Consider the following 21,160-nt stretch of genomic DNA (forward strand, 5'->3'; position numbering starts at 1 on the left):
TCACTCCTTGCTAGAGGGGTCGATAAGGTCGGCAGGTACTTGGAAAACATGTCGCATGTAGGCGACGAAATTGGGGTCCTTGCAGTGGGTCTTGCCGGGCTCGTCGGAAATCTTGGCCACGGGTTGCCCGTCACAACTGATCATTTTAAGTACGATGCTCATTGGCTCTACACCTGCAATGTCGCAGGTCAGGTTGGTGCCAATACCGAAGCTGACATTAATGCGACCACGCAATGCGCGGAAAATCTCCAGGCATTTGGGCAGGTTCAGGCTGTCGGAGAACACCAGGGTCTTGCTCATCGGGTCGATGCCCAGCTTGTGGTAGTGGGCGATGGCCTTTTCGGCCCAGATCACCGGGTCGCCGGAGTCATGGCGCAGGCCGTCGAACAGCTTGGCGAAGAACAGGTCGAAATCCGCCAGGAATGCGTCCATGGTGATGCAATCGGTCAGCGCGATCCCCAGCAGGCCCCGGTACTCGCGCACCCAGCAGTCGAGGGCGGCGATCTGGCTGTCGATCAGCCGCGGGCCCAGTTGCTGGTGCGCCATGATCCATTCGTGGGCCATGGTACCCAAGGGTTTCATGTCCAGCTCCCGGGACAGGTGCACGTTGCTGGTGCCGACGAAACGTCCGGGGAAATCATGCTTGAGCACGTTCACCACTTCTTCCTGGACGCGGTAGGAAAAGCGTCGCCGGGTGCCGAAGTCCGCGACCTGCAGTTCGGACAACTCGTCGGCGCTGGCATTGGCGGTCAGCCAGTCGAACTTGCGGTACAGCTGCTCCCGCGCCTGTTCCAGGACTATTTCCCGGTAGCGATAGCGGTTGCGCACTTCGCTGACGATGGCCAGCAGCGGTACTTCGAACAGGATCACGTGCAGCCACGGCCCCCGCAGGCGGATGAACAGCTCGCCGTTGTCGATGCCGGTGTGCACGTACCGCAGGTTAAAGCGAAACAGGCCCAGGAAGCGCAGGAAGTCCGGCTTGAGAAAGCTGATGCGTTCCAGGAACCCCAATTGATCGGCGCTCAGGCTCAACTCGGCCAGGCGCTCGATCTGGAAGCGGATCTCCGCCAGGTAGGGGCGCAAGTCTTCGCTGTTGCGGCAACGAAACTCCCATTCGACTTCAACGTTGGGGTAGTTGTGCAGCACCGCCTGCATCATCGTCAGTTTGTAGAAGTCGGTGTCGAGCAGGTTCTGCACGATACGATCGGCAAATACACTCTCGCTCATGGCGGGTCTCCAGGCAGGTCGCTGCGTCGGGCAGCGGGGTGCAGCGGTTTGTTGAAAAGGTTAGTGGCGCATAACCTGGATGGGTATTGCCAGTGTTTTTTAGTCCCGCAGATCTTTGTGGCGAGGGATGCAGTTAATGTGGCAGATCCGGGTTGCCGATCTGTTCAAGCATCCATTCCACAAACGACTTCACCTTGGGCACCTCCGCCGAGTGCTCGGGGTAGGCCAGGTAATAGGCGCTGGTGCTGGGCATCGCGTGTTGCCAGGGGATGACCAGTTTGCCGTCGGCCAGTTCTTCTTCCACCAGAAAACGCGGCAGCAGCGCCACACCGCAGCCGACCTGGGCGGCGCGGATGCACATGTAGAAGGTTTCGAAGCGTGGCCCGTGATAGCTGTGTTCGGTGTGGTAGCCCTGGCTGTCGAACCAGTCGTGCCAGGCCTGTGGGCGGGAGGCGTTCTGCAGCAGGACCAGGTCGGCCAGTTGGGTCGGGTCGCTGAAGGGCCGTTCGGGCAGGCTGCCGGGGGCGCAGACCGGTACCAGTTCTTCGCTGAACAGTTTCAGGGATTCGGAACCGGGTCGTGAGCCCTGGCCGAAATAAAAGGCCAGGTCGCTGCGTCCTTGCAGCAGGTCGTCGGCTTCCTGTTCGCTGCACAGGTCCAGATGAATCGTCGGATGGCGCAGCCGCCAGCCCTTCAGGCGCGGGACCAGCCAGCGAGCACCGAAGGTCGGAGGCGTGGAAACCCGCAGGACTTCAGTGTCGCCGCCGTAGGAACGCAGGTAATGGGTGGACATCTCCACCTGCGTGAGGATTTTTCGCACTTCACCCAGGTACAACTCGCCGGCCGGCGTGAGTTGCAGGCGGCGGCGGACGCGCCGGAACAGCAAGTGTTGCAACAGTTCTTCCAGTTGCGCGACCTGCTTGCTGACGGCGCTCTGGGTCAGGTGCAGTTCTTCGGCGGCGCGGGTGAAACTCAAGTGCCGCGTCACCGCTTCGAAGCATTGCAGCGCCGTGATCGATGGCAAATAGCGTTTGTTGAGCATGGTGAGGCCTTGTTTCCGGTCGCTCTGCCTGGGCAGCATGAATAAACGGAATGATATCTCGCTTAATGGTCGTTTGTTGCCAAGTCTCGCGCCAGCTACAACTACAGTCCTGATCAGCCGTCTTCGTCCGGTTGCCGCCTATTGTCTTTTGCGTGAGGAATTTTCCATGGTTGCTGCATTGCTTGATCGTCTCGGTGTCGACTCGGCCCTGTACCAGAACGGCACCCAGCCGGTGCATTCACCTATCGACGGCAGCCGCATCGGCGCCGTGAACTGGGAAGGTGCCGCTGAAGTCGAGCAGCAGGTCAGCCGTGCCGAGCATGCCTTTGACCTGTGGCGCCAGGTGCCGGCGCCGCGCCGTGGCGAACTGGTGCGTCAATTCGGCGACCTGTTGCGCCAGTACAAGGCCGACCTTGGCGAACTGGTGTCGTGGGAAGCCGGCAAGATCACCCAGGAAGGCCTGGGTGAAGTGCAAGAGATGATCGACATCTGCGACTTCGCCGTCGGCCTGTCCCGCCAGTTGTACGGCCTGACCATCGCCTCCGAGCGCCCGGGCCACCACATGCGTGAATCCTGGCACCCGCTGGGCGTGGTCGGGGTCATCAGCGCGTTCAACTTCCCGGTGGCGGTCTGGGCCTGGAACACCACCCTGGCCCTGGTGTGCGGCAACGCGGTGATCTGGAAACCTTCGGAAAAGACCCCGCTCACCGCCCTGGCCTGCCAGGCGCTGTTCGAGCGCGTGCTGAAGAACTTCAGCGATGCGCCGCCGTACCTGAGCCAGGTGATCATCGGCGGCCGCGACGCCGGTGAAGCGTTGGTGGACGATCCTCGCGTGGCGTTGATCAGTGCCACCGGCAGCACCCGCATGGGCCGCGAAGTCGCGCCGAAAGTCGCCGCGCGCTTTGCCCGCAGCATCCTCGAACTGGGCGGCAACAACGCCATGATCCTCGCGCCGAGCGCCGACCTGGACATGGCCGTGCGCGCGATCCTGTTCAGCGCCGTCGGCACCGCCGGCCAGCGTTGCACCACGTTGCGCCGGTTGATCGCCCACGAGTCGGTGAAGGATGAAATCGTCACCCGCCTCAAGGCCGCCTATTCGAAAGTGCGCATCGGCCATCCGCTGGAAGGCAACCTGGTCGGGCCGCTGATCGACCAGCACAGCTTCGACAACATGCAGGATGCGCTGGAGCAGGCCCTGAGCGAAGGCGGGCGGGTGTTCGGCGGCAAGCGCCAGCTCGAAGACCAGTTTCCGAATGCCTATTACGTGTCGCCCGCCATCGTCGAGATGCCGGAGCAGAGCGACGTCGTGCGCCACGAAACCTTCGCGCCGATCCTGTACGTGGTCGGCTACAAGGACTTCGCCGAGGCCCTGCACCTGAACAACGCCGTGCCCCAGGGCCTGTCGTCCTGCATCTTCACCACTGACGTGCGTGAAGCCGAACAGTTCATGTCGGCGGTGGGCAGCGACTGTGGCATCGCCAACGTCAACATCGGCCCGAGTGGCGCGGAAATCGGCGGCGCCTTCGGTGGCGAGAAAGAAACCGGCGGCGGTCGCGAATCCGGTTCCGACGCCTGGCGCGGCTACATGCGCCGCCAGACCAATACCGTGAACTACTCGCTGGAGCTGCCGTTGGCCCAAGGGATTACCTTCGACTGAGGTTGTTAGGGGCGGATTTTCAATTCGTGGAGATCCTTTGTGGGAGCGAGCTTGCTCGCGATAGCGGTGCGTCAGTCACATAGCCGTTGAATGTGCCGCCGCTTTCGCGAGCAAGCCCGCTCCCACAGCTGAATGTGTAGGGGTTGGGTTTCTTTTTCGGAGTCTGGCAATGCCGTTACGCGAAGAATGTCTGTGGGAAAAACTGACGCCGCAAAGGCCTGAAAATACTTCGCTCACCGGGGAGATCACAGCCGATGTCTGCGTGATCGGCGCCGGCTTCACCGGGCTGTCGGCAGCCGTGCATTTGCTGGAGCAGGGCAAGCGCGTTGCGTTGCTGGAGGCCCATCGGGCCGGGCATGGAGGCTCGGGGCGCAACGTCGGGCTGGTGAACGCCGGCCTGTGGATCCCGCCGGACGAGATCGAGGCCGGGTTCGGCGAAGCGGTGGGCAGCCAGCTCAATCGCATGCTGGGGGCCGCGCCAGCCCTGGTGTTCAGCCTCGTCGACAAATACAACATCGACTGCCAGTTGCGCCGCGAAGGCACCCTGCACATGGCCCATAACGCCCGGGGCGAGGCTGACCTGCGCAGTCGCGAAGCCCAATGGAAGCGCCGTGGCGCCCCAGTGGAGCTGCTCACCGGGCAAGCCTGCGTCGAGGCCACGGGCACCTCGAAAATCGCCGCCGCCTTGCTCGACCGACGCGCCGGCACGCTCAACCCCATGGCTTACGCCAGCGGCCTGGCCAAGACGGCCAGGGACCTTGGCGGGCAGTTGTTCGATCACTCCCCGGTCACCCGCCTGGAGCGCCAAGGCCAGCGCTGGTCGGTGCAAACGGCCCAGGGCTCGGTGCTGGCCGAGCAGGTGGTGATCGCGTCCAACGCCTACACCGAAGGCGACTGGACCGAGCTGCGGCGCAACTTTTTCCCAGGCTATTACTACCAGGTCGCCTCGGTCCCGCTGACCGACGACGCGGCCCGGCGCATCCTGCCGGGCGGACAGGGTTCGTGGGACACCCGCCAGGTCTTGAGCAGCATTCGCCGGGACAAGGACGGTCGCTTGTTGCTCGGCAGCCTGGGCAATGGCAACCGCAAGCCGACCTGGTTCCTCAAGGCGTGGGCCGACCGGGTACAGCGCCACTATTTTCCCTATCTCAAGCCCGTGGAGTGGGAATGCACCTGGACCGGGTGCATTGCCTTTACCCCGGATCACCTGATGCGCCTGTTCGAGCCGGCTCCTGGGCTGGTGGCCGTGACGGGCTACAACGGGCGCGGGGTGACCACCGGGACGGTGGTCGGCAAGGCCTTCGCCGACTACCTTTGCCAGGGCGACGCGAAGGCGCTGCCGATCCCCTTCGCGCCCATGCAGCCGCTGGCCGGCGTGGGGTTGCGCAGTTGCCTGTACGAGGCGGGTTTTTCGCTGTATCACGCGGGCCAGTGCCTGCGGATCGTCATCTGAGTGTAGAAAAATGTTACCGCGCGCCGCGTTTTCCGGCGCAGCGGCTAGCCTGTTATGGTGCGGGTTGTAGCAGTTGCGCACCGCCAGTGTGCAGTTCGGTGACGCAGGATGTTACAGCGTGGTTGCACGTCGTTTCGTACGATGGTTGCAATGATGGCTCATGGAGGGTTTCACCCACATAAATGCAAGGTTGCACCTTGTGCGGTTTAGACGGTTGCACGCCCTATGAAAAAGGGCCCGAAACAGTCGAAATAACAATAAAGCAGCGACTTTTTTCAGAATAAAAAACCGATGGCACGGCCCTTGCTCTGAGCTTCTCAGTGAAATGAAGTCGCAGTGCCAACTAAAAAAAACCTTGGAGCACCACCTCATGTCCCAGACGTTTTACAAGAAAGGCTTCCTGGCCCTCGCAGTGGCAGCTGCGCTGGGTGTGTCCGCGTTTGCGCAGGCTGATGTGAAATTCGGTGTGGCGGGGCCAATGACGGGGGCCAATGCGGCCTTCGGCGAGCAATACATGAAAGGTGCCCAGGCGGCCGCTGATGTCATCAACAAGGCCGGTGGCGTCAACGGTGAGAAAATCGTCCTGGTCGCCGGCGACGACGCCTGCGAACCCAAGCAGGCCGTGGCCGTGGCCAACCGCCTGGTGGACCAGGACAAGGTGATTGGCGTGGTCGGGCACTTCTGCTCGTCCAACACCATCCCGGCCTCCGAGGTCTATGACGAGGCGGGTGTCATCGCCATCACCCCAGGCTCGACCAACCCGGCAGTGACCGAGCGCGGCCTGAGCGCGATGTTCCGCATGTGCGGGCGTGACGACCAGCAGGGCATCGTGGCCGGCGACTACATCGTCGACGTGCTCAAGGGCAAGAAAGTCGTCGTGCTGCACGACAAGGACACCTACGGCCAGGGCCTGGCGGATGCCACCAAGGCACAGCTGGAGAAGCGTGGCGTGAAGGCCGTGCTGTATGAAGGCCTGACCCGTGGCGAGAAAGACTTCAGCGCCGTGGTCACCAAGATCCGGGCGGCCGGTGCCGACGTGGTCTACTTCGGTGGCCTGCACCCGGAAGCCGGCCCGCTGGTTCGCCAACTGCGTGAACAAGGCCTCAAGGACGTGAAATTCATGTCCGACGATGGCATCGTCACCGACGAACTGGTCACCACCGCCGGCGGCGCGCAATACGTCGATGGCGTGTACATGACCTTCGGCGCCGATCCGCGCCTGCTGCCAGACAGCAAGGCCGTGGTGGACGCTTTCCGGGCCCAGGGCGTCGAGCCTGAAGGCTACACCCTGTACGCCTACGCGTCGGTCCAGGCGCTGGCCGCCGGTTTCAACGGTGCCAAGTCCAACAAGGGCGAGGACGCGGCCAAGTGGCTCAAGGCCAATCCGGTGCAGACCGTCATGGGCAAGAAAGAGTGGGACGCCAAGGGTGACCTGAAGGTCTCCGACTACGTGGTCTACCAGTGGGACAAGGACGGCAAATACCATCAGTTGGAAAAACAGAAATAATTGAAGGGATAACGGCTTGTGGCGAGGGAGCTTGCTCCCTCACCACGATCGTCCTTCCCGGGCTAAGACCCACCTGTCTTTTCTCTCGAAAGCTGCGCACACATCGTGCCGCGTCGGCGGCTGAACCCCGGTCCGTCGCCGCGTTGTGCGTGCAGCCTTTCAAATGCGTGAGATCGCGTTATGGATGGTATTTTCCTGCAGCAACTGATCAACGGCCTGACCCTCGGGTCGGTCTATGGTCTGATCGCCATCGGCTACACAATGGTCTACGGCATCATCGGCATGATCAACTTCGCCCACGGCGAGGTTTACATGATTTCCGCTTACCTCGCGGCAATCAGTCTGGCTCTGCTGGCTTACTTCGGTATCGAATCCTTCCCGCTGATGATCCTCGGCACCCTGGTATTCACAGTCGTGGTCACCGGGGTCTACGGCTGGGTCATCGAACGCGTCGCCTACAAACCCCTGCGCAACTCCACCCGCCTGGCACCGCTGATCAGTGCCATCGGTATCTCGCTGATCCTGCAGAATTACGCCCAGATCAGCCAGGGCGCCCGCCAGCAGGGCGTGCCGACACTGCTCGAAGGCGCCATGCGCGTCGACATCGGCAGTGGTTTCGTGCAACTGACCTACACCAAGATCTTCATCCTGGTGGCGGCGTTTGCCGGGATGGCCCTGCTGACCTACATCATCAAGTACACCAAGCTGGGGCGCATGTGCCGCGCCACCCAGCAAGACCGCAAGATGGCCTCGATCCTGGGGATCAACACCGACCGGGTGATTTCCTACGTGTTCATCATCGGTGCCGCCATGGCGGCCCTGGCCGGCGTGCTGATCACCATGAACTACGGCACGTTCGACTTCTATGCCGGCTTCATCATCGGCATCAAGGCGTTCACCGCGGCGGTGCTCGGCGGCATTGGCTCCCTGCCTGGGGCGATGCTCGGCGGAATCATCCTCGGGATCTCCGAGTCGCTGTTCTCCGGTCTGATCAACTCTGACTATAAAGACGTGTTCAGTTTCTCGCTGCTGGTGCTGATTCTGATTTTCCGTCCCCAAGGCCTGTTGGGTCGCCCACTCGTGGCGAAGGTATAAGTATGTCTGCTGCCAATAAACCGATTGATATCAAACAGAGCGTCATCGACGCGATCCTGGCCGGGCTGATCTCGCTGATCGTGTTCGGGCCGATTGTCGGCGTGGTGCTCGACGGCTACAGCTTCAACCTGCAACCGGCCCGCGTCGGCTGGCTGGTGGCGATCGTGATGATCGGGCGCTTTGCCTTGAGCCTGTTCCTGCAAACGCCTCGGGGCCTGAAGGTGCTCCAGGGTTTCGAAAGCTCCGGCTCCGGCGTGCACGTCCTGCCACCGGACTACAAGTCGCGCCTGCGCTGGATCATCCCGGCACTGATCGTGATCGCCATCGTGTTTCCGTTCTTCGCCAACAAATACGTGCTCACGGTGGTCATCCTCGGGTTGATCTACGTGTTACTGGGCCTGGGCCTGAATATCGTGGTCGGCCTGGCGGGGCTGCTCGACCTGGGCTACGTGGCGTTCTACGCCATCGGCGCCTATGGCCTGGCGCTGGGTTACCAGTACCTGGGCCTGGGTTTCTGGACGGTGCTGCCCCTGGCGGCGATTGCGGCGGCGATGGCCGGCTGCATATTGGGGTTCCCGGTGTTGCGAATGCACGGTGACTACCTGGCGATCGTGACCCTGGGCTTTGGCGAGATCATCCGGCTGGTGCTCAACAACTGGCTGTCGTTCACGGGCGGGCCCAATGGCATGCCAGTGCCGTCGCCGACGTTCTTCGGCCTGGAGTTCGGGCGAAGGGCGAAGGACGGCGGGGTGCCGTTCCATGAGTTCTTCGGTATCGATTACAACCCCAACCTGAAATTCCTGTTCATCTACATCGTGCTGTTCATCGTCGTGATGCTGGTGCTCTACATCAAGCATCGCCTGACCCGCATGCCGGTCGGGCGTGCCTGGGAAGCCCTGCGCGAAGATGAAATCGCCTGCCGCTCCATGGGCCTGAACCACGTGCTGGTCAAGCTATCGGCGTTCACCATTGGCGCCTCCACGGCCGGCCTGGCCGGGGTGTTCTTCGCCAGCTACCAGGGGTTCGTCAACCCATCGTCGTTCACCTTCTTCGAGTCGGCGCTGATCCTGGCGATCGTCGTGCTCGGTGGCATGGGCTCGACCGTGGGCGTGGTGATCGCGGCGTTCGTGCTCACTGTGGCGCCGGAGTTGCTGCGCAGTTTCTCCGAGTACCGGGTGCTGCTGTTCGGCGTGTTGATGGTGTTGATGATGATCTGGCGACCTCGCGGCCTGATTCGTATCAGCCGTACCGGTGTGACGCCGCGCAAGGGGGTAGCGCCATGAGCGAAGTCGTACTTTCCGTTGAAAACCTGATGATGCAGTTCGGTGGCATCAAGGCCCTCAGCGACGTCAGCCTGCAGGTCAAGCGCAACTCGATCTTCGCCCTGATTGGCCCCAACGGCGCGGGCAAGACCACGGTGTTCAACTGCCTGACCGGCTTCTACAAAGCTTCGGGCGGCAGGATCGAGCTCAACGTGCGTGGCGAGCGGACCAACGTCATCAAGCTGTTGGGCGAGGCCTTCCGGCCGACCGACTTCGTGTCGCCGAAATCCTTCGCCAGCCGGCTGTACTACAAGATGTTCGGCGGGACCCACCTGGTGAACCGCGCCGGCCTGGCCCGGACGTTCCAGAACATCCGCTTGTTCAAGGAAATGTCGGTGCTGGAAAACCTGTTGGTGGCCCAGCACATGTGGGTCAACCGCAGCCTGTTGGCCGGCATCCTCAACACCAAGGGCTACCGCAAGGCTGAAAGCGATGCCCTGGACCACGCCTTCTACTGGTTGGAAGTGGTGGACCTGGTGGATTGCGCCAACCGCCTGGCGGGCGAGCTTTCCTACGGCCAGCAACGGCGCCTGGAAATTGCCCGGGCCATGTGCACCCGTCCGCAGATCATCTGCCTGGACGAGCCGGCGGCCGGCCTCAACCCTCAGGAAACCGAAGCGCTGAGCGCGATGATCCGGCTGCTGCGCGACGAGCATGATCTGACCGTGGTGCTGATCGAACACGACATGGGCATGGTAATGAGTATTTCCGACCACATCGTGGTGCTGGACCACGGCAACGTCATCGCCGAGGGCGGTCCGGAGGCGATTCGCAACGATCCGAAAGTGATCGCGGCCTACCTGGGCGCCGATGAAGAGGAACTGGTATGAGTACACCGATCCTCGAACTCAAGGAACTGGACGTGTTCTACGGGCCGATCCAGGCCCTGAAGAAAGTCTCGATGCACATTGGCGAAGGCGAGACCGTGAGCCTGATTGGCTCCAACGGTGCCGGCAAGTCCACGCTGTTGATGTCGATCTTCGGCCAGCCGCGCGCAGCCGGCGGGCAGATCATCTACCAGGGCGTGGACATCACCCACAAGTCGTCCCACTACATCGCGTCCAACGGCATTGCGCAGTCGCCGGAGGGGCGCAGGGTGTTCCCCGACATGACCGTCGAGGAAAACCTGCTGATGGGCACCATTCCCATCGGTGACAAGTACGCCAGCGAAGACATGCAGCGCATGTTCGAGCTGTTCCCGCGGCTCAAGGAGCGGCGCAACCAGCGGGCCATGACCATGTCCGGCGGCGAGCAGCAAATGCTCGCCATCGCCCGGGCACTGATGAGCCGGCCGAAGTTGTTGCTGCTCGACGAGCCGAGCCTGGGGCTGGCGCCGATCGTGGTGAAGCAGATCTTCTCCACCCTGCGGGAGCTGGCATCCACGGGGATGACCATCTTCCTGGTGGAGCAGAACGCCAATCACGCCCTCAAGCTGTCGGACCGGGCCTACGTGATGGTCAACGGTGAAATCCGCCTGACCGGCACCGGCAAGGAACTGTTCGCCAACGAAGAGGTGCGCAACGCGTACCTGGGCGGGCATTGAGGCAGGGATTGCAATGAGGAAACCCGGCGCAATCGCCGGGTTTTTTTATCTTTCCAGTTCACCGCAAACACTGTGGGAGCGGGCTTGCTCGCGAAAGCGGTTTCCCATCCAGCACCCTATCGGCTGACTCGCCGCATTCGCGAGCGAGCCCGCTCCCACAATGGGATGTTCGGTCTGTCGGGCAATTGTGGAAAACCATTCTGAACCCTTGCCAAACCGCGACATAAAGTCGCCGCAAACAGTTGTTTTGTCACACTTTTGACTTGTCCCCGTTTGCTGTGGAACTGGCTGTGGGTAACGTGGGAGTAGCTGGCTGAAAGCCTTTGATTACGCGGCCTACAGGGCGATGGTTAATTTCTGATCAGGTGTTTTTTATGGCGCGGCGGTGGCAGTTGTCAACACTTTTATGCGCTTGGGCGAGGGTGCGCAAAACGCTGGACAAGCCTGTGGATAAGTCTGTGACTAAACTCTGGAAAGACCGCGCGAAGGGCCGTAGTTACTGGCTTGGAGCCATCGCCTAGTTGGCCGCTGGCTTATAGCAGAGATCCTGAACTGCACAACCGTTGTTGCGGGGTCAAGCGAAAAAAATTTCCAAACACCCCGCAAAGCCTTGTGCACAGCGTCCTGGCGCTTGTGCAGTTGCCCCCGGTTACTGTGGACGTGCCTGTGGATAAGGTGCGGGCAACCGGCTGTAGCCCTTATTCTGCGAGGCTTGGCGCCAGTTGGTTGTTTTATGATCAATGTTGAGGGCGGTCGACGGGGTTTCACAAGCCTTGCCCCTGCCATGTCGGGGCGGGCATGCTGTGGGCCGATTTCCATTTCAATGAGCGGTTCAAGCCCAAGCAAGGAGAACACGATGTCCAACACCCTGTTTATCACCGGCGCGACGTCCGGTTTTGGTGAAGCCTGCGCCCGTCGTTTTGCCGAGGCCGGTTGGAAACTGGTGCTGACCGGTCGTCGTGAAGAACGCCTCAATGCCCTCTGCGCCGAGTTGTCGAAGCAGACCGAGGTCCACGGCCTGGTGCTCGACGTACGAGACCGCAAGGCCATGGAGGAAGCCATCGCCAACCTGCCGCCGTCGTTCGCCACGCTGCGCGGGCTGATCAACAACGCCGGCCTGGCCCTGGGCGTCGACCCGGCCCCCAAGTGCGACCTCGATGACTGGGACACCATGGTCGACACCAACGTCAAAGGGCTGCTCTACAGCACTCGCTTGCTGCTGCCGCGCCTGATCGCCCATGGCCGTGGCGCCGGAATCATCAACCTGGGCTCCATCGCCGGTAACTACCCGTACCCGGGCAGCCACGTGTACGGCGCGAGCAAGGCGTTCGTCAAACAGTTTTCCCTGAACCTGCGTTGCGACTTGCAAGGCACGGGCGTGCGGGTGAGCAATATCGAGCCGGGCCTGTGCGAAAGCGAGTTCTCGCTGGTGCGCTTCGGTGGTGACCAGGACCGCTATAACGCCACCTACGCCGGGGCCGATCCGATCCAGCCGCAGGATATCGCCGAAACGATTTACTGGGTGCTCAACACGCCGGCGCACATCAACATCAACAGCCTGGAGTTGATGCCGGTGAGCCAGACCTGGGCCGGGTTTGCCATCGAGCGCAACAAGGCCTGACCGCTGAGTTGGGGGGGCGGTTGATGGAAACCTGTGGCGAGGGAGCTTGCTCCCGCTGGACTGCGAAGCAGGCCCAGGATTTTGCGACTGCTTCGCAGCCGAGCGGGAGCAAGCTCCCTCGCCACAAACGCATTACGCCAGGCAGTCGGCCAACCCGAGATAGCAGGTCATGAGGTGATAGGGCGTGGTGGACGGCATGTCCCGCCGGCTGACGATGCCATCGGCATCCAGGCATTCGTTCCAGCCCTTGGCATGTAGGAAGTGTTGCTGCAGGGCCTTTAGCTGCGGCAGCAAAGCCTGCTGACCGTCCGCACGTAAGGTCAGTGCGCGCAGGTATTCGGCCTGGGCCCAGATGCGCTGGGTCGCGTCCCGCGGGGCGGCATGCGGCTCTAGGCTCAGCATCGCGCAAACCGCGCCGGACTTTCGGTCTACGCCACGTTGCTCGCTGTATTCGAAGCTTCGTTCAAGGGCCTTGCGCAGCTTGCCGTCACGCAACAAGGGCGACGATGCGAGTAAGTAATACCATTCGAACTGGTGCCCTGGTTCGAACCAGTTATCCACAGACTTGAGCGGTTTCTCCATCATCACGCCCAGCGTCGGTTCGATGAAGCGCTTGAGCATCCCGTCGCACAGGCTCGACAACGCTTGCTGCACATGGGCGTCTTCGCGAACCGAAAGGGTGGCAAGAAACGCTTCGGCCAAGTGCATCAATGGGTTTTGCAGCGGACCCGATTCCAGGGTTGACCAGTCGCGCCCGAGGCTGGCTTCGTAGAGGCCGTCGCCGGTGGCAAAGCGTCGGGCGATGACCTCCAGGGCGGCGTTGAGCACCGACTCCACCAGTGGCTCGCGCACCTTGTCCCAGTAGTGGGCGCAGGCGAACAGGATAAAGGCGTGGGTGTAGAGATCCTTGCCGGTGTCCAGCGGCGCCCCTTGCGGGTCGATGCTGTAGAACCAGCCGCCGTGCTCGGCATCGTGGAAGTGCCGCTGCAGCGAACGAAACAGCGCGCTGGCCCGTTCCTCGGCCTGGGGCACTTCGCCAATCAGGCTGGCAAACACGTACAACTGGCGTGCACAGGCCATGGCGCGGTAGCGCTGGGGCGGCAGTGGCACATGGTGGGCGTCCAGGGATTCATAAGGCAATGCCAGTTCGCTGTTCCAGCCCGGGCCTTGCCACATGGGCACGATCACCTCGTGAAAATGCCGGCGCACCGTGGCGAACAGGGTGATCAATTCAGGCGGCAGGGCAGGGCGGGAAGCATCAGGCATTGGCGAGCGTCGTCACGGCTGGGGGCGATTGCGCGACATGGTAGCAGAGTGGCAGGGGCGAGCGATGCAGTGCCTTCAAGGGCCCCTTCGCGGGCAAGCCCGCTCCCACGATTCGACCGGCGTACGCGGACCTGTGGGAGCGGGCTTGCCCGCGAAAGCGGCCGTGAAGGCCCAGCCAGTCAACCTGCCAGTAGCCAGACCCCAGCCCCCGCCGAAGCGGCTCCGGCCAGTCGCACCAGTGGCGCTGCTGCCCGTGGCAATACACGCACCACCGCGAAACCGGCGCCATGCAGTACCGCCGTGGCTGCGACGAACCCTGCCGCGTAGGCCCAAGGGCTCGACATGTCTGGCAGCTCCAGTCCATGGGCCACGCCATGGAACAACGCAAACAGCGCCGTTGCCGCCATCGCCAGGCTCAGGGGTGGGCGCACTGCCAAGGCCACCGCCAGCCCGAGGGCCAGGACCGAAGCGGCGATTCCGCTTTCCATGGCCGGCAGCTCCAGCCCTTCAAAACCCAGCAAGCCACCGATCAGCATCGTGCCGACGAACGTGCACGGCAGTGCCCAGCGTGCCGCGCCCTGTTGTTGGGCCGCCCACAAACCGACCGCCAGCATGGCCAGCAGATGGTCGAGCCCGCCAATGGGGTGGCCGAGGCCGGCGATCAGGCCATTGTCGCCATGGCCGGGGTGGGCGAAGGCCAGCGCTGGCGCCAGCATCAGGGCAAGGGTGGCGAGGATGCGTTTGAATGTCATGAAGCGGCTTCCTTGTTGAAAAGTCGAAGAATCAGGCGGCCGTCAGCAGGCCTTGGCGTTCGATGAAAGCGATGATTTCGTCCAGGCCCTGGCCGGTTTTCTGGTTGCTGAACACAAAGGGGTTGCCGTTGCGCATCCGCCGAGTGTCGCTGTCCATCATCTCCAGGGATGCGCCCACCAGCGGCGCCAGGTCGATCTTGTTGATCACCAGCAGGTCGGATTTGCAGATGCCCGGCCCGCCCTTGCGCGGCAGCTTGTCCCCGGCCGAGACGTCGATCACGTAGATGGTCAGGTCCGACAGCTCCGGGCTGAAGGTCGCCGAGAGGTTGTCGCCGCCCGATTCCACCAGGATCAGGTCCAGGCCCGGAAAACGCCGGTTCAACTGGTCCACCGCCTCCAGGTTGATCGAGGCGTCTTCGCGAATTGCCGTGTGCGGGCAGCCGCCGGTTTCCACGCCGATGATCCGCTCCGGCGCCAGGGCTTCGTTGCGCACCAGGAAATCGGCGTCTTCGCGGGTGTAGATGTCGTTGGTGACCACCGCCAGGTTGTAGCGCTCGCGTAGCGCCAGGCACAGGGCCAGGGTCAGGGCGGTCTTGCCGGAACCCACCGGGCCGCCGATGCCGACGCGCAAAGGTTGTGTATTCATGTGTGTCTCCTAGGAACGGAACAGACGGCTGTACTGGCGCTCATGGGCCATGCACGCCAGGGACAGGCCAAACGCGGCGCTGCCGTGGTGATCGGGGTCGATGCTTGAAGCGGTGTGCTGGGCCTGTTGCAGCAGCGGCAGCAGTTCGCTGGTCAGGCGCTGGGCGGCTTGCTGGCCCAGCGGCAGGGTTTTCATCAGCACCGCCAATTGGTTCTCCAGCCAGCTCCACAGCCACGCGGCGAGCGCGTCCTGGGGCGCGATGTGCCAGGCGCGGGCTGCAAGGGCCCAGCACAGGGCCAGGTGCGGTTCACTGTGGGCGTCGAGAAATTGCCGCGCGGCGTCATCGAGTTCCGGCAAGCCGTTGAGCAACTGCTGCAGCGAGTAGCCCATCTGCCGGCTCTCTTGATACAGCTCACGGGTTTCCCGGCTGGCGCGGTGTTGGCCGCTGTGGTGCTGCAAGGCCTCCCAGTCGTCGGCGGCCGCCGCGGTGCAGTGGGCCAGCAGCAACGGCGCTTCGAAGCGGGCCAGATTGAGCAGCAATTGGTCGCTGATCCAGCGCCGCGCGGCGTCGGGCGTGTCGACCTGGCCGTTATCCACCGCCATCTCCAGACCCTGGGAATAGCTGTAGCCACCGATGGGCAACTGCGGGCTGGCCAGGCGCAGCAGCGCCCAGGCCGGGTTCATGTGCGCACGCCGAACTGATGCAGGCGCGGCGCATAGTTGAACGCTTCGTCGCCATGCCGGGAATGGTGATGGCCGCCGCCATAGGCGCCATGTTCCGGCTGGAATGGCGCTTCGATGGCTTCGGCGCTGGCGCCCAGTTGTTCGAGCATCGCCTTGAGTACGTAGTCGTCCAGCAGGCGCAACCAGCCGTCGCCCACTTGCAGTGCGACATGGCGATTGCCCAGGTGATAGGCGGCGCGGGTCAGTTCAAAGGCGTTGGCGCAGGTCACGTGCAGCAATTGTTCGGGGCGGGCGCAGACGCGCACGATGCGCCCGTCTTCGGCCTGCAGGCATTCACCGTCGTACAACGGCGGCTGGCCGCGCTCCAGAAACAACCCCACGTCTTCGCCCTCGGCACTGAAACAGCGCAGGCGGCTTTTGCTGCGGGCGTCATAGGTCAGGTGCAGCTCGGCGTCCCAGTGGGGTTGAGGGTCGATTCTGCGATGAATCACCAGCATCGGTGTGCTTCCAGCAATGAGCGATGTGGTGTTTAGAGCAAGGGGCTTGCCAATCGAAGAGGGTGTAGGAAATAGCCGGGGGCGTTGGGCTAACGCTTTACCGTGGGCGATGTTTTGTTCCGGATTGGTGCGCGTCATGAGTGGGGCGCACTATTTTGTGGCGAGCGGCAAACCTGTGGGAGCGGGCTTGCTCGCGAAGGCGGCGTGTCAGTCGACGTCCATGTAGCTGAACCACCGCCTTCGCGAGCAAGCCCGCTCCCACAATGAGGATTATTCGGTGCTGCCCAAGCCTTGCCAGTGCTTGAGGCCGATGAAGATGAACCGCAATTGCTGGGTGATCTTGGCCTGGGGCGTGAGGTGTTCGGGTGGTGCTTCGACGGGTGGGTCGATGATGTCCGGCAGGGTGGCGAACACGCTCTTGACGATGAGGTCGGCCATCACGCTCAGCGCGGCGGTGTTCAGGTGTTGCAGCTTGGGCATGAGCACCAAGTCGGCGGCAAGGTCGGAACTGATGTCCTCGCGCAGCCGTGCGATGGCCTGGCGCACGGGCAGGGAGCCGCCATATTGCTCGCGGGCGAGGAACAGGAACTGCGAGCGGTTGGCTTGTACCACGTCGAGGAAGATTCGCACCGACGCGTCGATGATGCCGCCCATGACGAACTCGTTGTGGCGCACCAGGCGAATGGTTTCGCGGAAGGTCTGGCCGACTTCGCAGACCAGTGCCAGGCCCAGTTGGTCCATGTCGTCGAAGTGCCGGTAGAAGCCGGTGGGCACGATGCCTGCCGTCCTGGCGACTTCCCGCAGGCTCAGGCTGCCAAATCCCCGGCCGCACTCCATCAGGTGACGGGCAGCGTCCATCAGGGCAATTCGGGTCTGTTGTTTCTGTTCGGCGCGGGGCAGCATCGCAGGACTGACTTCCGAGTCATGGGAGCGACGCACTCTAGCAAATCGGCTTTGCCGACGTCGAACGATAGAAGGGGTTAACGCGGGGAAACGAGGGCTTTGAAAATCAAAAGCCCGATTGCAGGAATCGGGCTTTTTTCAAGGCCGCCATGGGCTTAGCTCACGGAGCCGTTGCGTTCGATCACACGGTCACCGCCGTCGGAAGCGAGGGCTTCACCCAGTGGAGTGCGGTCGGAACCGTCGGCTGCCAGGCTTTCACCCAGTGGGGTGCGGTCGGAACCATCGGCTGCGAGGCTTTCACCCAGTGGAGTGCGGTCGGAACCGTCGGCTGCCAGGCTTTCACCCAGTGGAGTGCGGTCGGAACCATCGGCTGCGAGGCTTTCACCCAGTGGAGTGCGGTCGGAACCGTCGGCTGCGAGGCTTTCACCCAGTGGGGTGCGATCGGAACCATCGGCTGCCAGGGACTGACCTTGTGGAGTGCGGTCGCCACCGTCCTGGACCAGGCCTTTTTCTTCCAGGCGATCCCGGCCACCTTCAGCGACTGTCTGGCTATAGACCGAGTGGCTGTCCTTGACTTGCGGAGTGGCCTGTTCGGAGGCTGGCAGTGCAAAAGCAGTCGAGGCCAGCAGTGAAAGGGACAAGCTCATCAGTAATTGGCGTTTCATGATCATTGCTCCTTGGGAGGGCGATAAAGTGGGTACGAGGGCAATGCTACTCTCGATAAGTCGATATAAAAGTTCATAAACGCAATGGTAATAATCAACGGAATTGATTGTTCTGGGCGAGGGCTCTAGGACGGGCGTTTCCAGGGTGCGATTTTGCACCGCAGTGGGTATTTTGTACCCACTGGCGCATCACGAATGTGCGGATGCGGTAACAGGTTGCTGACGGATCGGTCAGCAAATCGAGGTTTTTTTAGGCCGACTGCGGCAGCGGTGTTAAACCTGTTGGCCGTTTTGCCAGTCTGACCTTTTATAACGAACAGGCTAAGGTTCGTCTTTTTTTCAGGCGCCGCCGTTCGGACGCCGACTTGTATCAGGAGCCCCGTGCATGACGCGCACCTCGAAAATCCTTGCCTGGAGTGTTGCCAGCCTTGTCGTCCTGCTGGCCGTGTTGGTGCTGGTGATCGTGTTCTTCGATTGGAACCGGATCAAACCCACGCTCAACGCCAAGGTGTCCGAGGAGCTGCATCGCCCGTTCGCCGTCAACGGCAACCTGGCGGTGGTCTGGCAGCGTGAGCCGGAGGAAGGAGGCTGGCGCGCCTGGCTGCCGTGGCCCCATGTGGTGGCCGAGGATTTGAGCCTGGGTAACCCGGACTGGTCGAAAACCCCGCAGATGGCCACGCTCAAGCGCGTGGAATTGCGTATTTCACCCTTGGCGCTGCTGGGCCGGCGGGTGGTGATTCCGCGTATCGACCTGACGGAGCCCAATGCCAGCCTGCAGCGCCTGGCCGATGGGCGCGCCAACTGGACGTTCCAATTCGATCCAAAGGACCCGGACGCCGAGCCGTCCAGCTGGACGGTGGACATCGGCGCCATCGGCTTCGACAAGGGCCACGTCACCCTCGACGACCAGACGCTCAAGACCCGCCTCGACGTGTTGATCGATCCGTTGGGCAAGCCCATCCCGTTCAGCGAGATCGTCGGCGACAAGGCCGCCAGGAAAGCCCAGGACCAGGGGGCAGTGCCGCAGGACTACGCGTTTGCCTTCAAGGTCGACGGGCACTATCACGGGCAGGCGCTCAGTGGTTCCGGCAAGGTCGGCGGCCTGCTGGCGTTGCAGGATGCCGCGCGACCTTTCCCGTTGCAGGCCCAGGCCAGGATCGCCGATACCCGCGTCGAGCTGGCCGGCACGCTGACTGACCCGATGAACCTGGGGGCACTCGATCTGCGATTGAAACTGGCCGGTAAAAGCCTTGCCCATCTCTATCCACTGACCGGCGTGACCCTGCCGGATTCACCGCCCTACGCCACCGACGGTCGCCTGATTGCCAAGCTCCACGAGCCGGGCGGGGCGCTGTTTCGCTACGAAGACTTCAACGGCAAGATCGGCGACAGCGACATCCACGGCAACCTCGCCTACGTCGCCGGCCAGCCACGGCCCAAGCTCAGCGGCGCGCTGGTGTCCAACCAGCTGCTGTTCAGCGACCTGGCGCCGCTGATCGGTGCCGACTCCAACGCCGAGCAAAAGGCCCGGGGAGGCGCCAGCAAACAGCCGGCCGACAAGGTCTTGCCGGTGGAAGAATTCCGCACCGAGCGCTGGAGCGCGATGGACGCCGACGTGGAGTTCACCGGTAAACGCATTGTCCACAGCTCCCAGTTGCCGTTCACCGACCTCTACACCCACCTGGTGCTCAACGACGGCCAGTTGAGCCTCGAACCGCTGCGCTTCGGCGTGGCGGGTGGTCGACTCGATGCCCAGATCCGTCTCAATGGCCACACCCATCCCCTTGAGGGCCAGGCGAAGTTGACCGCGCGAGGCTTCAAGCTCAAGCAGTTGTTCCCCGGTTTCGAACCGATGAAAACCAGCTTCGGCGAGCTGAACGGCGACGCCGATATCAGCGGTCGCGGCAATTCGGTGGCGGCGTTGCTGGGCACCGCCAACGGCACGCTGAAAATGCTCATCAACGATGGCGCCATCAGTCGCGAGTTGATGGAGCTGGCGGGGTTGAACGTCGGTAACTACGTGGTGGGGAAAATCTTTGGCGACAAGGAAGTGAAGATCAACTGCGCGGCGGCGGATTTCGACATCAAGACCGGCCTGGCGACCACCCGCCTGTTCGTGTTCGACACCGAGAACGCGATCATCTACATCGATGGCACGGCGAACATGGCCACCGAGCAACTGGACCTGACCATTTCGCCGGAGTCCAAGGGCTGGCGGCTGATTTCCCTGCGCTCGCCGTTGTATGTGCGCGGCCCTTTCGCCAAGCCTTCGGCCGGCGTCAAGGCGGTGCCACTGATGTTGCGTGGTGCCGGGATGGTGGCGTTGGGCGTGATCGCGGCTCCGGCCGCCGGCCTGCTGGCGCTGGTGGCTCCCAGCGGTGGTGAGCCGAACCAGTGTGCGCCGTTGCTGGAGCAGATGAAGGCGGGCAAGGCGCCGGTGACGGTGAAGCCAACGCGCTAACCCGTGGCTTTTGTGGTGGGGCCTAGGGCGTCTTCGCGGGCAAGCCCGCTCCCACAGTTGACCGAGTTCATTCAGAAGGAATGCGCTCGAATGTGGGAGCGGGCTTGCCCGCGAAGGGGCCGGTAAGGCTTACAGATCGGCCAGGATATCGGCCATGTCGTCGGCGTGCTCCTCTTCCTGGGCCAGGATGTCTTCGAAGATGCGCCGGGTGGTAGGGTCTTTTTCACCGATGTACTGGATGATCTCGCGATAGCTGTCGATGGCGATGCGCTCGGCCACCAGGTCCTCGTACACCATCTCCTTGAGGGTGTTGCCCGCCACATATTGGGCGTGGGAATTGCGGCTCAACAGGTCGGGGTTGAACTCCGGTTCGCCGCCCAATTGCACGATGCGTTCGGCCAGCTTGTCGGCGTGTTCGGCTTCCTGGTTGGCGTGTTCGAGGAATTCGCTGGCTGCCAGGCTCGCCTTGAGGCCGGTGGCCATGTAGTAGTGGCGCTTGTAACGCAGCACGCACACCAGTTCCGTGGCCAGCGCCTCGTTGAGCAGGCGGATGACTTGCTGGCGATCGGCGCTGTAGCCCTCGGTCACGGCGCCGTTCTCTACGTTCTGCCGTGCACGTTCGCGCAGGGTGGTTACATCGGATAAGTGCATGTCGCTCATCTCGTTCTCCTGGAGGCTGATCCGGTTGGGAGCGTCACGCTCTCGGGGCGTGATCGCTTACAGGCTTGGGAGTGATGAGCGGGGCAAAAAGTTTTATGAAATGTGCCAACGCCTACAATCACGGTGATGCGTCATGAAGCACGCATAGACTGACCTTCC

The 21,160-nt window shown here is 62.6% G+C and carries 19 protein-coding genes; 9 read left to right on the forward strand and 10 right to left on the reverse strand.

The genetic code is table 11. The features are described 5' to 3' along the window. Positions 1-1,227, reverse strand: coding sequence for a nicotinate phosphoribosyltransferase (gene pncB / locus V5F23_RS02835; protein ID WP_042731285.1), 1,227 nt, complete (start codon positions 1,225-1,227; stop codon positions 1-3). Positions 1,228-1,360: 133 nt separating this feature from the next. Beyond that, positions 1,361-2,269, reverse strand: coding sequence for a LysR family transcriptional regulator (gene gcvA / locus V5F23_RS02840; RefSeq protein ID WP_042732627.1), 909 nt, complete (start codon positions 2,267-2,269; stop codon positions 1,361-1,363). Between the two features lie 166 nt (positions 2,270-2,435). On the opposite strand from gcvA, the gene V5F23_RS02845 reads away from it, so the two are divergent. The 8 genes from V5F23_RS02845 (at position 2,436) to V5F23_RS02880 (ending at position 12,467) form a co-directional block, all read left to right on the forward strand. Beyond that, positions 2,436-3,926 (forward strand): aldehyde dehydrogenase family protein, encoded by a 1,491-nt coding sequence (locus tag V5F23_RS02845; protein WP_338497502.1) that lies wholly within the window; start codon positions 2,436-2,438, stop codon positions 3,924-3,926. Between the two features lie 169 nt (positions 3,927-4,095). Then, positions 4,096-5,379, forward strand: coding sequence for an FAD-binding oxidoreductase (locus V5F23_RS02850; protein WP_123579452.1), 1,284 nt, complete (start codon positions 4,096-4,098; stop codon positions 5,377-5,379). Between the two features lie 370 nt (positions 5,380-5,749). Next, the gene (locus tag V5F23_RS02855; protein ID WP_047736046.1) at positions 5,750-6,886 is read left to right on the forward strand and encodes a branched-chain amino acid ABC transporter substrate-binding protein; all 1,137 of its coding nucleotides are present in this window, start codon (positions 5,750-5,752) and stop codon (positions 6,884-6,886) included. Between the two features lie 180 nt (positions 6,887-7,066). Further along, positions 7,067-7,981 (forward strand): branched-chain amino acid ABC transporter permease, encoded by a 915-nt coding sequence (locus tag V5F23_RS02860; protein WP_042732182.1) that lies wholly within the window; start codon positions 7,067-7,069, stop codon positions 7,979-7,981. 2 nt (positions 7,982-7,983) lie between these two features. Then, positions 7,984-9,264: a high-affinity branched-chain amino acid ABC transporter permease LivM gene (gene livM, locus V5F23_RS02865; protein ID WP_042732181.1), complete on the forward strand. Its 1,281-nt coding sequence runs from the start codon at positions 7,984-7,986 to the stop codon at positions 9,262-9,264. Continuing rightward, positions 9,261-10,133 carry an ATP-binding cassette domain-containing protein gene (locus V5F23_RS02870; protein WP_042732180.1) on the forward strand — a complete coding sequence of 291 codons (873 nt, stop codon included), beginning with the start codon at positions 9,261-9,263 and terminating at the stop codon, positions 10,131-10,133. The genes livM and V5F23_RS02870 overlap by 4 nt, the downstream gene beginning before the upstream one ends. Next, positions 10,130-10,846, forward strand: coding sequence for an ABC transporter ATP-binding protein (locus V5F23_RS02875; RefSeq protein WP_338497503.1), 717 nt, complete (start codon positions 10,130-10,132; stop codon positions 10,844-10,846). The genes V5F23_RS02870 and V5F23_RS02875 overlap by 4 nt, the downstream gene beginning before the upstream one ends. A gap of 856 nt (positions 10,847-11,702) precedes the next feature. Beyond that, positions 11,703-12,467, forward strand: a complete 765-nt coding sequence (locus tag V5F23_RS02880; RefSeq protein ID WP_042732178.1) for an SDR family oxidoreductase — start codon at positions 11,703-11,705, stop codon at positions 12,465-12,467. Between the two features lie 132 nt (positions 12,468-12,599). Here the strand turns inward: V5F23_RS02880 and V5F23_RS02885 are convergent, their stop codons facing one another. The 7 genes from V5F23_RS02885 to V5F23_RS02915 form a co-directional block, all read right to left on the reverse strand. Then, positions 12,600-13,733, reverse strand: coding sequence for an AGE family epimerase/isomerase (locus tag V5F23_RS02885; protein ID WP_042732587.1), 1,134 nt, complete (start codon positions 13,731-13,733; stop codon positions 12,600-12,602). A gap of 179 nt (positions 13,734-13,912) precedes the next feature. After that, entirely contained in the window at positions 13,913-14,485 is a 573-nt protein-coding gene (locus V5F23_RS02890; RefSeq protein ID WP_042732586.1) for a HupE/UreJ family protein, read from the reverse strand. A gap of 31 nt (positions 14,486-14,516) precedes the next feature. Further along, positions 14,517-15,131, reverse strand: a complete 615-nt coding sequence (ureG, locus tag V5F23_RS02895; RefSeq protein ID WP_042732585.1) for an urease accessory protein UreG — start codon at positions 15,129-15,131, stop codon at positions 14,517-14,519. A gap of 9 nt (positions 15,132-15,140) precedes the next feature. Further along, positions 15,141-15,815, reverse strand: coding sequence for an urease accessory protein UreF (locus V5F23_RS02900; protein WP_042732584.1), 675 nt, complete (start codon positions 15,813-15,815; stop codon positions 15,141-15,143). Next, a complete protein-coding gene (gene ureE, locus V5F23_RS02905; RefSeq protein WP_042732583.1) occupies positions 15,812-16,312 on the reverse strand; it encodes an urease accessory protein UreE in 501 nt (166 codons plus the stop codon). The genes V5F23_RS02900 and ureE overlap by 4 nt, the downstream gene beginning before the upstream one ends. Positions 16,313-16,582: 270 nt before the next feature. Beyond that, positions 16,583-17,215, reverse strand: coding sequence for a TetR family transcriptional regulator (locus V5F23_RS02910; protein WP_042732582.1), 633 nt, complete (start codon positions 17,213-17,215; stop codon positions 16,583-16,585). 155 nt (positions 17,216-17,370) lie between these two features. Then, complete coding sequence (locus V5F23_RS02915) at positions 17,371-17,880, reverse strand: hypothetical protein (RefSeq protein ID WP_047739447.1); 510 nt, start codon at positions 17,878-17,880, stop codon at positions 17,371-17,373. Between the two features lie 385 nt (positions 17,881-18,265). Here V5F23_RS02915 and V5F23_RS02920 point away from each other — a divergent pair, with 385 nt between their 5' ends. After that, positions 18,266-20,341: an AsmA family protein gene (locus V5F23_RS02920; protein WP_338497504.1), complete on the forward strand. Its 2,076-nt coding sequence runs from the start codon at positions 18,266-18,268 to the stop codon at positions 20,339-20,341. Positions 20,342-20,470: 129 nt separating this feature from the next. On the opposite strand, the gene V5F23_RS02925 is transcribed toward V5F23_RS02920, so the two are convergent. Continuing rightward, complete coding sequence (locus tag V5F23_RS02925) at positions 20,471-21,001, reverse strand: ferritin-like domain-containing protein (protein WP_042731809.1); 531 nt, start codon at positions 20,999-21,001, stop codon at positions 20,471-20,473. Between the last annotated feature and the right edge of the window lie 159 nt (positions 21,002-21,160).

It is taken from the genome of Pseudomonas sp. WP18 (assembly GCF_036689585.1).
Taxonomy (GTDB): Bacteria; Pseudomonadota; Gammaproteobacteria; order Pseudomonadales; family Pseudomonadaceae; genus Aquipseudomonas; species Aquipseudomonas chlororaphis_E.

Bases quoted from the DNA above. Each gene is read 5' to 3' on its own strand.
- V5F23_RS02925 (WP_042731809.1), bottom strand. From the start codon at position 21,001: ATGAGCGACATGCACTTATCCGATGTAACCACCCTGCGCGAACGTGCA.
- V5F23_RS02850 (WP_123579452.1), top strand. From the start codon at position 4,096: ATGCCGTTACGCGAAGAATGTCTGTGGGAAAAACTGACGCCGCAAAGG.
- gcvA (WP_042732627.1), bottom strand. From the start codon at position 2,269: ATGCTCAACAAACGCTATTTGCCATCGATCACGGCGCTGCAATGCTTC.
- V5F23_RS02870 (WP_042732180.1), top strand. From the start codon at position 9,261: ATGAGCGAAGTCGTACTTTCCGTTGAAAACCTGATGATGCAGTTCGGT.
- V5F23_RS02915 (WP_047739447.1), bottom strand. From the start codon at position 17,880: ATGAAACGCCAATTACTGATGAGCTTGTCCCTTTCACTGCTGGCCTCG.
- V5F23_RS02890 (WP_042732586.1), bottom strand. From the start codon at position 14,485: ATGACATTCAAACGCATCCTCGCCACCCTTGCCCTGATGCTGGCGCCA.
- pncB (WP_042731285.1), bottom strand. From the start codon at position 1,227: ATGAGCGAGAGTGTATTTGCCGATCGTATCGTGCAGAACCTGCTCGAC.
- V5F23_RS02910 (WP_042732582.1), bottom strand. From the start codon at position 17,215: ATGCTGCCCCGCGCCGAACAGAAACAACAGACCCGAATTGCCCTGATG.
- V5F23_RS02855 (WP_047736046.1), top strand. From the start codon at position 5,750: ATGTCCCAGACGTTTTACAAGAAAGGCTTCCTGGCCCTCGCAGTGGCA.
- ureE (WP_042732583.1), bottom strand. From the start codon at position 16,312: ATGCTGGTGATTCATCGCAGAATCGACCCTCAACCCCACTGGGACGCC.
- V5F23_RS02920 (WP_338497504.1), top strand. From the start codon at position 18,266: ATGACGCGCACCTCGAAAATCCTTGCCTGGAGTGTTGCCAGCCTTGTC.
- V5F23_RS02875 (WP_338497503.1), top strand. From the start codon at position 10,130: ATGAGTACACCGATCCTCGAACTCAAGGAACTGGACGTGTTCTACGGG.
- V5F23_RS02860 (WP_042732182.1), top strand. From the start codon at position 7,067: ATGGATGGTATTTTCCTGCAGCAACTGATCAACGGCCTGACCCTCGGG.
- V5F23_RS02885 (WP_042732587.1), bottom strand. From the start codon at position 13,733: ATGCCTGATGCTTCCCGCCCTGCCCTGCCGCCTGAATTGATCACCCTG.
- livM (WP_042732181.1), top strand. From the start codon at position 7,984: ATGTCTGCTGCCAATAAACCGATTGATATCAAACAGAGCGTCATCGAC.
- V5F23_RS02845 (WP_338497502.1), top strand. From the start codon at position 2,436: ATGGTTGCTGCATTGCTTGATCGTCTCGGTGTCGACTCGGCCCTGTAC.
- V5F23_RS02900 (WP_042732584.1), bottom strand. From the start codon at position 15,815: ATGAACCCGGCCTGGGCGCTGCTGCGCCTGGCCAGCCCGCAGTTGCCC.
- V5F23_RS02880 (WP_042732178.1), top strand. From the start codon at position 11,703: ATGTCCAACACCCTGTTTATCACCGGCGCGACGTCCGGTTTTGGTGAA.
- ureG (WP_042732585.1), bottom strand. From the start codon at position 15,131: ATGAATACACAACCTTTGCGCGTCGGCATCGGCGGCCCGGTGGGTTCC.